Source organism: Pseudomonas morbosilactucae, from assembly GCF_023241665.1.
GTDB classification, from domain to species: domain Bacteria; phylum Pseudomonadota; class Gammaproteobacteria; order Pseudomonadales; family Pseudomonadaceae; genus Aquipseudomonas; species Aquipseudomonas morbosilactucae.
Genome location: NZ_JALQCX010000033.1, coordinates 22,629 through 34,904, shown reverse-complemented (window position 1 = coordinate 34,904; position 12,276 = coordinate 22,629). Strand labels below are relative to the sequence as shown.

Annotated in this window: 11 protein-coding genes; 9 read left to right on the top strand and 2 right to left on the bottom strand. The window is 51.6% G+C overall.

Going from position 1 to position 12,276, the window contains the following annotated elements; genetic code table 11:
- Position 1: 1 nt before the first annotated feature.
- The 6 genes from M1B35_RS17615 (at position 2) to M1B35_RS17590 (ending at position 6,544) form a co-directional block, all read left to right on the top strand.
- Complete coding sequence (locus M1B35_RS17615) at positions 2–1,162, top strand: S8 family peptidase (RefSeq protein WP_268262643.1); 1,161 nt, start codon at positions 2–4, stop codon at positions 1,160–1,162.
- Positions 1,163–1,212: 50 nt separating this feature from the next.
- Positions 1,213–2,643: a hypothetical protein gene (locus tag M1B35_RS17610; protein WP_268262642.1), complete on the top strand. Its 1,431-nt coding sequence runs from the start codon at positions 1,213–1,215 to the stop codon at positions 2,641–2,643.
- Between the two features lie 66 nt (positions 2,644–2,709).
- The gene (locus tag M1B35_RS17605; protein ID WP_268262641.1) at positions 2,710–4,056 is read left to right on the top strand and encodes a phospholipase D family protein; all 1,347 of its coding nucleotides are present in this window, start codon (positions 2,710–2,712) and stop codon (positions 4,054–4,056) included.
- Between the two features lie 222 nt (positions 4,057–4,278).
- On the top strand, positions 4,279–4,638 hold the full coding sequence (locus tag M1B35_RS17600; RefSeq protein ID WP_268262640.1) for a hypothetical protein: 360 nt from the start codon (positions 4,279–4,281) through the stop codon (positions 4,636–4,638).
- Between the two features lie 1,073 nt (positions 4,639–5,711).
- Positions 5,712–5,966: a hypothetical protein gene (locus M1B35_RS17595; RefSeq protein WP_268262639.1), complete on the top strand. Its 255-nt coding sequence runs from the start codon at positions 5,712–5,714 to the stop codon at positions 5,964–5,966.
- 68 nt (positions 5,967–6,034) lie between these two features.
- Complete coding sequence (locus M1B35_RS17590) at positions 6,035–6,544, top strand: hypothetical protein (protein ID WP_268262638.1); 510 nt, start codon at positions 6,035–6,037, stop codon at positions 6,542–6,544.
- A gap of 1,213 nt (positions 6,545–7,757) precedes the next feature.
- On the opposite strand, the gene M1B35_RS17585 is transcribed toward M1B35_RS17590, so the two are convergent.
- On the bottom strand, positions 7,758–9,041 hold the full coding sequence (locus M1B35_RS17585; protein ID WP_268262637.1) for a type II toxin-antitoxin system HipA family toxin: 1,284 nt from the start codon (positions 9,039–9,041) through the stop codon (positions 7,758–7,760).
- Positions 9,041–9,337: a helix-turn-helix domain-containing protein gene (locus M1B35_RS17580; protein ID WP_268262636.1), complete on the bottom strand. Its 297-nt coding sequence runs from the start codon at positions 9,335–9,337 to the stop codon at positions 9,041–9,043. Before M1B35_RS17580 ends, M1B35_RS17585 begins: the two co-directional genes overlap by 1 nt.
- A 788-nt stretch (positions 9,338–10,125) precedes the next feature.
- On the opposite strand from M1B35_RS17580, the gene M1B35_RS17575 reads away from it, so the two are divergent.
- The 3 genes from M1B35_RS17575 to M1B35_RS32300 are packed head-to-tail and all read left to right on the top strand — an operon-like array spanning position 10,126 to position 12,220.
- On the top strand, positions 10,126–11,193 hold the full coding sequence (locus tag M1B35_RS17575; protein WP_268262635.1) for an ATPase: 1,068 nt from the start codon (positions 10,126–10,128) through the stop codon (positions 11,191–11,193).
- A gap of 23 nt (positions 11,194–11,216) precedes the next feature.
- Positions 11,217–11,780, top strand: coding sequence for a MarR family transcriptional regulator (locus M1B35_RS17570; protein WP_268262634.1), 564 nt, complete (start codon positions 11,217–11,219; stop codon positions 11,778–11,780).
- Between the two features lie 20 nt (positions 11,781–11,800).
- The gene (locus M1B35_RS32300; protein WP_425273426.1) at positions 11,801–12,220 is read left to right on the top strand and encodes a YegP family protein; all 420 of its coding nucleotides are present in this window, start codon (positions 11,801–11,803) and stop codon (positions 12,218–12,220) included.
- Positions 12,221–12,276 lie beyond the last annotated feature (56 nt).

The window sequence follows — 12,276 nt, the reverse complement described above, 5'->3', positions numbered from 1 at the left end:
AATGGATAAGTACATCATCCTGAAAAAACCGCTCTCTTCAGCTAGCTCGATGAAACGAAGCGTGGCAGAGGCCGGTAGCGAGAGACCATCGCTCGTCATCGAGCGCTTGCAGCGTCACGAAGCCGCGGAATTGGGTAGAGATCCTGAAGTTCTCGCGATCTCTAGGCCTATGAAAACGAAGCTGATCAGGCCGCTGAGTTCAGCTGCAGAGCCTGAAGAATTTGGCGATGCATGGGGTGTCGCAGCGGTTAATGCCCATCTTTCCCCGTACACCGGCGCCGGAGTCAGAGTGGCAGTGCTCGACACCGGCATTGATCGTACCCATCCAGCGTTCGAAGGCATTGAGCTGCAGGAGCAAGATTTTACCGGCGAGGGAGATGGCGACTGGGACGGGCATGGCACTCATTGCGCAGGAACTATCTTCGGCCGAGATGTCGGCGGCCGTCGCATCGGCATTGCACGAGGGGTGAAGCAGGCTTTCATTGCGAAAGTGATTGGAAAGCACAATGCAGACTCTGACATCCTCTTCCAAGGAATGCATTGGGCGCTGGCCCAGCGAGCCAATATCATTTCAATGTCCCTCGGCTTTGATTTTCCAGGAGAGGTTGAGGAGAAAATTAGTAAAGGCTGGCCAGCCGATCTCGCCACCTCCGAAGCACTCGATGTGTTTTGCGGAAATCTGCGGCTGTTCGACTCGCTGATGGGAGTGTTCAAAAGCCACTCAGTTTTCAATGCCACACCCCTCGTCATCGCCGCTGCCGGCAACGAGAGCCGGCGCGCTATCAACAACGATTATCGGATCTCGACTTCGCTTCCTGCAGCCGCTGAAGGTGTACTGTCAGTCGCTGCCGCGGCACATCCCAATCCCTTGCACTCCATTGCAGACTTCTCCAACAGCCTGCCTCACTTGACTGCTCCTGGTGTCAATGTGCTGTCGGCATGGCCGGGCGGCAACCTAAAGGCGATGGGCGGAACGAGCATGGCTTGCCCTCACGTGGCGGGGGTTGCTGCACTATGGTGGGAACATCTGCGGGACCTGCGCTCACCTCAGCTATCCCAAGCTGTTGCATCCCACTTGGTTGCTAATGCTCGGAGGGACTGCTTCAGTCCTGAGTTTGATGCCAGTGACTATGGCCACGGCTTGGTGACTGCCCCTACTTGACCATCACCCTAGGTAGCTGTTTTCGCATCAACTCTTCAATAGCCAAAACCATGAATGAATTGAACAGAAAGAACGCCCTGGCGAAGCTGATCGAGGAATTGGACCGGCTTCATCTGCCACCCCAACCAGGTACCGAGCCCAAGCGAGAAGAAACTGGCGCTTTCGGTTTTGTGACTGCTCGGAATGGGCGCCAAAGGCACTTTAGCCACGCTGCTGACCGGGCGCTGCTGGCACTGGCGCAAGCCTGGCAAAAAGAGGCACCCCGGCTGTCAATAAAAGTAGAAACCAAAGAACTGGTGACGTTGCTGCGTCAAACGGTTGCTGACTTCCATGCCGAGGGCAAGATGATCGAGGATGCTAAGCAGAACTTGCGAGCGATCGATGACTACGTCCAGCAGATCCTCAACCAAACTGCAACCGATTTCACCCACTCGTTCCCGGCACGCACAGCCGAGATGGAGTGCGTCGAGCCGTTTGTAATTGGTCCGGTCACTATCATGACCCGTAAGCAATGGCTCGATACAGTAGATTTCAGTAGAGGCACTAAGCAGAACACCATAGACGGTGAAGTGGCAAATCAAGACTGGAAAACGGCCTTGCTTCGAGAGCTATTGCCACGAAAAGACCCTGCATCACCCGACCCTGAGCCAATGCCGTGGCTTGCCGCCTCGATGTATGCCCCTCTCAAACCTGGCCGCTCTATGGTGCGGGTCACCCTGTCTGGCTATGAGAGAGCCCTATCATCAAAAGCAGCTCGACACATCTGCAAAACGGCGCTGGATGGGCTGTCATTGATCTTGGGCGGTAACTCAAACTTTCACATTCAGACCCTGGCCGATGAGCGGATGCCCCCTGTCTCACAACACACCATCATTGAACAAAATGGTTTCCTCCTCCTTCCAGGCCTGGCCTTAACTCCACAAATTCCCTTTTTGACAGGCCATGGGGTGAAGAGAGAGCTCGAGCAAGAGGGCGCCCGCACTGCTAGAGCTGCGCTCGCCAATATCCTAGATGGCCTGGTCACACCCGACTCGCACCGCCACCCGCTACTGGCAATGCGCTGGGCAACAGCCTTGGACTGGCTCGCTGAAGGAACACGCGAGGTAAACGAAGCTATCGCTCTCGCGAAAATCGGTACCAGTTTAGATGTCCTAACAGAGGGCGGAAAATTCGGAAAGATTTTGGACATGCTGACCCATCTGACAGGCTGGCGTGAGGAGAAAGAATTTCGGGTCGGCCCCTATCCCCGCACGCTTCGATGGCTGGTGAAAGAACTGTACGACCACGGTCGCTCCAAAATCCTACATGGCAACGTATTTGATCGACTGCAATCCTTTGCAGAGATGCGCTCAGTAGGTGCTGAGTTGGCACGAGTTGCTCTGATCCATTGTGCGCTACGTTTACAGCACTATGAGGGCGAGGATGGCAATACCGTTTTTCGTGATATTCCCGCTTGCTCGCCCCAAAACCCGAGTGACTGAGCAGCAACGCAGAGAGGCTTGAATCGAACTCTCATAGGCCAACGCAATACGTTGAAAGGAGTCGACATGAAGCTGATCACCAATCGCGTTAACGGGATACACCTGCGCGACCTCTTACCTGGGGCCGATATCGAGGTGGATGGCGTGTTGGCTGCCGTGGCCTACGGCAGCAGTGCATCCGATATCACCCAGGATCTGGTCGGCCATTGCGTCGATAACAAGCTGCGTCTGGACCTATGGATGCGCTACGACCACACCGTGCCCGTTTCGGTGGAGCTGCTTAAACGCCTGTTCAAGCATCAAAAAGACAATGTATTTACACGATTTGTCCCCGACCGCTTTCATCCCAAGGTTATTTGGTGGAAAGGCTACGGCGCCTACATAGGCTCGGCCAACCATACCGATAACGGGTGGCTTACGAACATTGAAGCGGGAGTTTTCCTGACAGCGGACGAGTTGCTCGCCAATGGCATGGACAATCAGCTTGAGGACCTCTTCGACTACCTGCGTGAACTGGAAGTGACCATCCCTATTTCGGAGGATTACATCGCTGAAATGGAGCGTTTCAACCTCTGGAATAAGGACATCTACGAGAAGTCGCGCAAGAGGCGCAGCCATCCCGAATGGGGAGGGCCGAGCTTTGTCCAAGAAAAGGCCGTCTTTGACCGACGCAAGGACAACTTCAAGCAGGAGTGGTTAGAAACGCTCGGTATTCTGCAGAGCATCCAGCAACAACTGGGTGACTACCGACCCGAATGGGTGAGTGCCGATGTGCCAAGTGCTTGGCATATCGATCAATTTCTGCATGGTTACTACTACAATCATGTCGGCGACGCCCAGCGCAAGCCATTCGAGGACTTCCACGAACGCCATCGGGCCAACCCGCAGGCTGCATTGGAGGTTGAACTGAGGTGGTGGAAGTCTTTGTCGGAAGCACCATCGTACGAAGACTACGCGCTTTATGAGAGTGCACCGACGGTACGTGAGTTGCTGGCGCAGGACAAGGTACTCGGACTATCTAGTGAGGAATTCGCCGTTCTGTGTCGTAACACCCACGCCACCATAGATCACATAATAAAAGTGCCAACCGCCGAGCTTGGCTTTCCTGAGCTCAAGACGCTGGATAGGGAGTCACGTGTGCGGCCCTTTGCCGAACTGATCCTGCGTCAGCGCAACCGAAAGGGATGGGATGTTCGTAAACTACTCCACCATGTGCTCTATGAAGGACAGGATAATGAAATCTGGTTGCGCCTGTACCATGCTGGGCGCGACGGGGAGTACAGCATCCCACGCTACGGCCTGAACTCGCTAGCTGAGGTGATCGGCTGGGCCCGGCCGGAAGTGGTCCCACCGCGCAACGGTCGCACCAGCAAGGCGTTGAGAGCACTGGGCTATGATGTGAAGGTCTATTGAGCTCTAAAACAGGGATGCCAGCTGAGCTCAAAATGACCTTCATGATGGACGTGCCAGGCGCAAAATTGGGGCTCGAAATCATTCTTAAAAAGGAACAAACCCACCCTAAGATGCCGGCCCCGGAAGCGAAGCTTGAAGGCCTTGCATGGCGAGACTGTTCGAGCCAAGAATAGGGAATCATCGAACTGCTAATCACCAATCAATCAAGGATTTATGGTCAGTATGGATTACGCATTGTGGTCGAAAAAAATGATTGCCGAGCTTGTTAACAAGGGCATGGACGAGACACCGGTTCGCAAAGCCTTCGATGAAGGTGAGGCCGAAATCCGCGTCGAGTATGAAAAGAAGGACTTGAACGCTGCCGGCGCAGTCTTTGTGAAACAGTTCGAGAAATACGATCTCGATCTGGAGCTGGCATGGGAACGCGGCCAGGGACGATTGGATAGCGAGCTGGCAACTGCTTACAACATTCCCAAGAACGAAGCGAGACGGCGCTTTACTGTGGGCTCAATGAAGAAAACGCAAATTCTGGGTTGGTTCAGGGGTGAGGAAGTAGACCTAAACGCCTCCCTGAACTTCTGAATGCCCTCATCCATACGGCGGTGTGCTCCTAGGGCGGCACCGCTTTCAGGCTCTGGAGCCACTCGTTTTACATAGAGGACTGTTGCAGAATAGCCGCATGGTGGCCACATTTAATGAGGAAAACGCTCGCAGTCGGGCCGACACAGTGGCCTCACGGCTCATGCCCGCACAGATTGTTTTTGGGCAGGTTCGATGTCTGCGAATTTGGCGATGGGCTTAGAGCGTGCCCGCATGGAATGAGGTGGTTTAGAGAGCAGTAGCTGTCCGCGCAGGCCATTACGTAGTCTCCATCTCATCCAGCCATCTGTGCGGTACGCTCAGAACATCGACCGACTCACGAGGCTCCCAAATGAATAGGTTTAATCAGTCAGATAACAGTTTTACTGAGATCATTGAGGGCAAGGCTCGTCGACGCGAAGATCTAATCAAAGCTATCCGAGAGGCGGACCCGGCGGTCTTCACAGAAGTAACTGAGCGCCTCAGAGAGGCTATGCGTAATAAAGACCCCAGCCAACGGCGTCGCCGGCTAGGCCCACTGTTGTAGCAGTCCCTGGGGCTTAGCAGTGGCTCTTCCTGCAGCCAATCGCGAAACTTTTAACAAGCACAAATGCACCAGCTCCCGTTCGTTGTTGCACCCTTATTTTAGTTGCTGGCTGGGACTCGATCTCGGCCATATACAACTCTGAATCTCCCATAGGTCCTCTCGCTATCCTGTATCAGCCTGCCTTGCTAGAGGACGCTGTCCAGAGCCCCTCCTTGAACGTCCACTGGCTTTAGGCGGTACACCGCCTCGTCGTTTCGGAACACTTCTATGACGACTCAAGCCTCGGGTGTAGGCTTTCGAATTAAATGCGCAATTTTCGAGATTAATGCGAAAGAAAATCAGGCAGCCAAGGCTCATGTAAGCTCGCTTGTACAGGTGGTGCGAGCCAGGCACGCCGAGTGTTCGGCATTCACCAGTAATCCCAGCCCCCCCCCAAGAACGCCCCAAGAGTTTATCCATAGAGCACAGCACAACGAGAGCGCCAGACGTAACTGCTATTTGAAAACGGTGCGTAAATCCATCCTGCTCGATGCGCGCCTTCGAAATGCTTTTCATCGATCACTTCGGCCACACGCAGCACGGCCTGCAAAACAACATCGCGGTAGCACATGCATTCTCCTCTTTGCGTGAGAAAGGCGACGAATCGAACCTCCTCATCAATATCCTGCTGCAGCTCTTGACTGCTCCTGCCAGAAAAACAGACCGGGCTGGAACGGCGAATGTAGAGGCCCTCCTCATCAGAAAATACTCAAGTGACTTGCGGATTGCCGTCGGATTCGCTTGACAAAGGATCAACCAGGAAGGCCAAATGGACCACGAATTTATTATCTGTGGTCCAAAAAAGGATTCATCATGGAAAACAACGATCGGAGTGAATTCCTTAGAACTCGAGTAACTGAAACTGAGAAGAAAAAATTCGAGGACATCTGCGCAGCACTAGGAACCAAACCAGCAGAGCAACTGCGAAAGCACGTACTTGAATTTATCAATGCTCATTCGATGCATTTAAAAGAAGAGTTTACTGTTCATATTTTTAAACCAGAAGGCTCTGAGTACCCATATGACCCTGGCGCTTGGAAAATAATTATTCGGCTCAAAAACATCGACAAAAATACGCCCCCGGTGCTGTTTCGCTTCCCAAAGTTAGAAAACCGCGTCATTCATAGCGATCTAGGTTATTTTGCTGCATTACCAATTGAAACAGGCGGCCACGAAATATGCGGCATACTCAACAATGGCATCTGGACTGGCCATCTCTATAGCAACGGTATTTCCGAGCAAGACAACCCTACGCCTATTGATACTGTTCGCAACGCGCTAATAGAAGAAGTTAAAAAACAGCTGTCTCTCTACTTTGCGTAGTAGAGAGCTTTCTGTGAAATTTCAGAGGATTTTGGAGATGAAGAGAAAAAAACCGATACGCACCAAGGCGAAGAAATCCAATGTGAAGGCAGCACGCCCTCGACCGCTTCCTGTATGCGGCTGGATTAGTGAACTGACGCGAATCAGCTACGTACACGTATCTTGGTAACACCGGGGACACACTTATACTTGCCATCGGAGACGATTCATTTTATGCCAGACCTTACAGGTCGCATCAAACCGTATATCTTGGGGGTAACAGCGCCAAAAACAGCTTGTCGTTTCTCAAGAGCCAAAATAAATCACAACTTCGCGCTGTTTACCTAGAACCTTGATTTAAACCTCTTGCGCAACTTATAGAAAACTCGGAATATATCTATAAAACAAATTAACGCCACTTTCAAAAACTATACCAAGAGCATCTAAAATGTTATTAAACCATGAAACCTACAATGAAATAAAAGTCGCTATAGAAAACAAGCAGGAAATCATATTCCTTGTAAATAAGTCCGAATCGGTTTTTGCAGAATCGGAGGCTCCAGTCGACTGGCTAGCGTTTCCTCCTACAATGCTTGCCCCTGCAGACTATTTACAAGTACTGATACAGATCGGAGCTAGTGTTCGTGATGCATTGATGCGCTTAGAACTCAACACTCACCTATCAGGCGGAAGGATTCTTTATAAGACGCATAATGATAAGCTTGTAGCGTTAAAGGTGACCTGGCCAGTAAGTGGCGTGTAGGCAACTAAAAGAATTCTTTCTATTGTGGTAAGAGCGACAGCCGCCTCAAACAACGACAGTCGTCCGAAATTTCCGCAGCCAACCTTGCGATCTAGCCTCGGCGTAGCCTAGAGCTGATTCAGCTAAACTGAAAGCAATTGTGTCGGAACCCACGCTGGGGTAACTGCGATGAAAAGGTCCCAGCTAACGGCAAATGTCGACCATGTACTCGATACCTGTCGGCTTGCCTGGGTGTACCCAAGCCCGATGGTTCTCGATCTTCTGGAGCAGTATCGTCACGGCCATATCTCAGCCGCTGAGATGACGGCGGTCATAAAATCCCGTCATCAGGTACGTGGCTGCAGCAAGCCCAGTGCCTCAAATCGAAAACTTCATCATTTCAGCAGCGCAGGGGTGACGTGGAGGACCAGCAAGACGACTGAATCGCAAGACCCAGGCGTTGCCAGCGTGGCATCGCCCGGGGCACTTTAGCTACTTTTCGAAGTCTTGGTGCAGCTTGGCTAGGACGTTGAAGATTGACTCACCGGCTTTGTGAGGAATTTTGAGCTGGGTAAAGACCTTCTTCCAGTCGCCCAGCGCGGCCAAGGTCTGCTCGATGTACTCCTCTGCCTTGAGGTACTTGTAGTCCTTGCAGATCTCGATGATCCGCTTCCTGGTTGGCTTGCCGGGGTTACGACCGCCGAAGTCGGTGGTGTGCTCACCCATTGCGTTTGCGAAAGTCACGTCGTAAGCAGGTGCAAGCGTCCAGACCTCTTTATCTCCAGTTTTCACAGGGTCATGACATAGGAAAGCAAAGTTCTTCGCGTGGTCATCGTGGTTGTGACACAGGGCGTTGAAGATCATCAGCCTAGCCATTTTCTCGACCTCTGCAGAGCTGTTGGTCATCGCCTGAGTAAGTTTGAGCAGGTTGGGGTAGTCAATGGACGACAGGGCGCGATAATTCGCATACATCAGTGCCGACACCGTCATCATGTGTATCTTTCGATCACCCTCTCGGTCGAAGCGCTTGGTCGCAAAAAAGTTTTCGACCTGTCGATCTGGCATCTGAATATTTAAGATCATCGACTCGGCCATGGTCACGCCAGCCGCCCGTGCCATATCGGCATAAGCGAGTTCGATACCCCCTGTCTCTACTGGCTCGTGGAGAGCCCGGAATTTGACGATCCAGTGGGCATAGCCCTGCGGAAGAGGCGCGAATGCAGATGTCGCTTTACCGCCATCAGCGGACAGGGCAACAATCGCCTTAGGACGCGCACCGCCTGGCGAGCCGCCAGCCAGTCGTAGTTTTTGAAGCACCTCCTGGGTCTCGCCTTCCTGCACTTGGATAGAAGCTTCATACAGTTGACATATATCAACGGGGCCGGCCATCTCCGTTTTTTCAGCCTTCGGCTGATACTCAAATGCCCCCATCGCTCGATCCCCCATGTAGGCCAGGCGATCCAGGGCGGTCACGGTGTAACGGGTGCCATCACCGAAAGTGCTGTCGAAAAACCTGTCCATCAGCAACATGCCCCAGCCATCTGGCAGGGAATCAGCGAACGGCCCATGGAGCCCATCAAAGAGGGACGGGTCTTTGGCCAGCTGGGGCTTATCGTCCCAATCCATTGTCAGCGGCGAGAGATTGTAGCCAGTGGCTAGCCATCCCTGGTCGTAAGCAAAGTAGATCCCTTTCCCAGCGGCTTTAAAAAGCTCTCCGACCTTCACGCCGTTTTTTAGGACGGTGAGCGTTTCAGTGTGCTTAAACCCCTTCGACATCAACGCATTCCCCGCTTGCGATTGGCATTTTTGAGCTCCTCAACTGAGTTCGGGTGATCAGGCCTGAAAAGCCTGGTCACGGCGGTACGCTCATCAAGAGCGGTGGCCAAGAGGATCAGTACTTCGAGCGTCACTACTCCCGTGGTCTCAAACCTCTTGATGGTGGTCTCAGACACACCCGATTTCTCTGCGAGCGTCCTGCGGGAGAGGTTTTTCGATAGACGAAGGGTCTTAGCGTTTTCCCCGACATCTCGGGCGATATCTGCTGGGGAATGGAGCAAGTGCATGAAAGACATGGCCGGCCTTCAAATTTTCCGTTAATGGCTATATGTGGCCAATTATAGCATTAAAACGGCTAATTTTGGCCGTATACGGCCATTTTTGGAAAAATATGCGCGCCAAAAAATCAACTGAAAATCTAAAAAGACCATATATGACCCATTAATAGGAAAAAACGCCTTTAAAGGGTCATATATAGCCTTTTCAGTACTAATCCGCGCAAAAAATAGTTTTCCTCCATCCCTGGAAACCGCGAATCGCCTGGGCTGCAGCCTTTTTCCGGCTCGGCGCACTTACGTACCGGCGCACCCTGCCCAGTGTTGGTTCTGCGTTGAAATCTCAATTACTGCAGGCCACGGCAGTGAGGGGTGCAGAGCTGCTCCAACCATCCTGGCAATTATCTACGTGCTGGTCTTGCACTTTTGAGGACTTCTCGTGTACTGTATATCCATACAGTAAAAATATTGAACCTATCCTTGTTCACGCCGTCACTATCAGTGCTGGCTCAGGCTTCGGCCTACACGCTCTTTAAAAATTTGCCCCCTTTGACAGCTTTACCGCGGCAAGCACCTGCCACTAAGGTGGCCGAAAACATGAGCAGAACCTCCCTTAGCCCGGCGCCACTAAGGGATCACTCGCCAAAGCGACTAGTGGCATTTCGACTTCACTAGCCTATCTGTATAATCCAGCCCCCCATCTGGCTAGACTTCAGGTGCGGAAAGGCCTAAATGGTATTGGGCCCTTTAAGAAAGTCGACTATTAGAGAGCTAAGCGAACACCCATGCGGAAAAGGATTGTCCAGATATTGAGTGATACGCCGGCGCTGAAAGCCCGGGAAATCGCAAAGCTGCTTAATGTCGAGCGCAAGGAAGTCACAAAGTTTCTTTATGATAACCTTGAGGAGTTCGTCCAAAACGAAAAGTCCGCATGGTTACTGAAGAAAAATGCATGCTTTCAAATCGAATTCTCAGCAAGTAGCACCTGGATCACCCAAGAGCATTTCGAGCGGTCACTCATCAAGCATGGCTCGCCCTTGGACTGTGCCCACGGTCACATAATTTTGAAAATCCCGAAGGAGCGCAAGGTACTTTTTTGCGCCGCCGCTCGAATTCTTGCGCTTGCCAACCAACTTGCGAAAGTTAAAGCGATAGTCGAGCTCGACTTCAGCGAAAATCCTGAAGCACTGTCTTATCTTAAGCGAGCTTTTTTCTTCGAGCGACTCGACAAGAACATCAAGGTTCTTCCGCGACGCCCCGCTAGCGTTAATGCTGAAGGATTGAAAGCAAACAACAAGAGGCTGGTTGAACTTCTTCCAATCGAGGCAGAAGGCGAAGAGAACGTCCCTGAACGATTTAAGTTAAGCTTCATGGCGGCTTTTGGCGAACTTCACGCCAACAAATTGCATACAGTACTTGGTGAGTTGATTGGCAACGTAGAAGAGCATTCCGAGACCCTCATTCCCGGTTTTGCTGGTCTACAGAGCTACAAGCTGCAAGGCTCAACGTCGATCGTCGCGGTGGTTTCTGATTCTGGACGTGGCATCTGTTCAACACTGAGACCTGCGCTGGATAAACACTATCCTGAGATTGCGGCCCAGTTCCCAGAAACGCTTGAAGGGGCAAACGCAAAACTTCTCATCCATGCTATGCGTAAAGGTGGATTAAGCAAACGCGGGAAAGGAGCAGGCGGCACCGGCTTAAACCGAAGCTCAGGATACGCCGAGAGCCTTGATGCGAAAGTTAGCATTAGGCAGGAAAATTTCTCTGTAACGCTAACTTATAAGAATCAGGACCTATATCAACATAGCTGGCGTTTAGGACTACCCAAACTCTTAGGCACCCACATAGTATTTGAATTCAACTTGACAGATTAATTGATTCTGGTTAAACTAACCTCATGAACGAGAAAACTTATATAATCGCCCTTCGCGACTTCACGGATGGAAGCAGCAACCCTTATGGCACCATTAGGGGTAGGAAGGCTCATGCTCAATTGTTGGAGTATATTGCCAAGCTAGTCGGCATTAAAACAATTGGCATATCCCTCAAGAATATTGATGGAGCCGATGTTTCTTTTCTTCGTGAGTCACTTATATTCACATTTAAACAGTACGCAAAGAAAATCTCCTTTTATATTTGCGATTTAGCTGATGAAGACATCATTGCAAACCTTGAGGGTGCAGCGATTTCCGGCGATTTTCGAGTTACGTGCTGGGTGAACGATCACTGCAGATTCGTTGGCCCAGAACCTTCACCGTCAAGCCTCCCACTTCTCAATGTGGTCATGTCCAATCGCTCCGTTACCACTACGCAGGTTGCCCAGGCGCTCGAGATGAGCGTCCAAAACGCTAGCACCCGCCTGAAACGACTGTCCGAGGAAGGGTTCATCACCCGCGTAGAGATGTCCGCTGACAGCGGAGGCAAGGAATTCGTCTACAAGGTGATCGGCAATTCTGTTTAAAGGGGTTGCTTTATCGAGAAATGGGGGTATGCTTTGGGCATGCCTCCATTTTTTTTGGGCTTCAGTTAAACGGAATAATTGAACGAGAAAGGAAGGCAAGGAGCTCATCAATGAAAGTGAGGTTCGAGATTCACAGGCCACAGGGAGGAGACTGGTATTACCAGTTCGTGACAGCTAATAACCAGGTGATGCTGCGAAGCGAAGCCCACCAGAGCCTCGCCAACTGCATCAAAGGGATTGAATCGTGCCGAGAGCATTCGCCCTACGACAGATTTTACATCCGGTCGGACGATGCGTCGGGCTTCACATTCCGCCTGAGAGCTTCGAACAACAAGGCTATCAGCCAAGGGCCAGTATGCTCTTCAGCTGAAGAAAGAGAAAAACTTATCAGCGCAGTGCAGCGATACGCTTCCGCTGCTCAGATCACAGATACGGAGTAGGAGATAGGAAGAAACAGAGAGTGCCCTAAAAGAAGGACGATACAACGTAGGTGAGA

Coding starts and splice junctions, on each gene's coding strand:
- M1B35_RS17615 (WP_268262643.1), top strand. CDS start 2: ATGGATAAGTACATCATCCTGAAAAAACCGCTCTCTTCAGCTAGCTCG.
- M1B35_RS17610 (WP_268262642.1), top strand. CDS start 1,213: ATGAATGAATTGAACAGAAAGAACGCCCTGGCGAAGCTGATCGAGGAA.
- M1B35_RS17605 (WP_268262641.1), top strand. CDS start 2,710: ATGAAGCTGATCACCAATCGCGTTAACGGGATACACCTGCGCGACCTC.
- M1B35_RS17600 (WP_268262640.1), top strand. CDS start 4,279: ATGGATTACGCATTGTGGTCGAAAAAAATGATTGCCGAGCTTGTTAAC.
- M1B35_RS17595 (WP_268262639.1), top strand. CDS start 5,712: ATGCGCGCCTTCGAAATGCTTTTCATCGATCACTTCGGCCACACGCAG.
- M1B35_RS17590 (WP_268262638.1), top strand. CDS start 6,035: ATGGAAAACAACGATCGGAGTGAATTCCTTAGAACTCGAGTAACTGAA.
- M1B35_RS17585 (WP_268262637.1), bottom strand. CDS start 9,041: ATGTCGAAGGGGTTTAAGCACACTGAAACGCTCACCGTCCTAAAAAAC.
- M1B35_RS17580 (WP_268262636.1), bottom strand. CDS start 9,337: ATGTCTTTCATGCACTTGCTCCATTCCCCAGCAGATATCGCCCGAGAT.
- M1B35_RS17570 (WP_268262634.1), top strand. CDS start 11,217: ATGAACGAGAAAACTTATATAATCGCCCTTCGCGACTTCACGGATGGA.
- M1B35_RS32300 (WP_425273426.1), top strand. CDS start 11,801: ATGGGGGTATGCTTTGGGCATGCCTCCATTTTTTTTGGGCTTCAGTTA.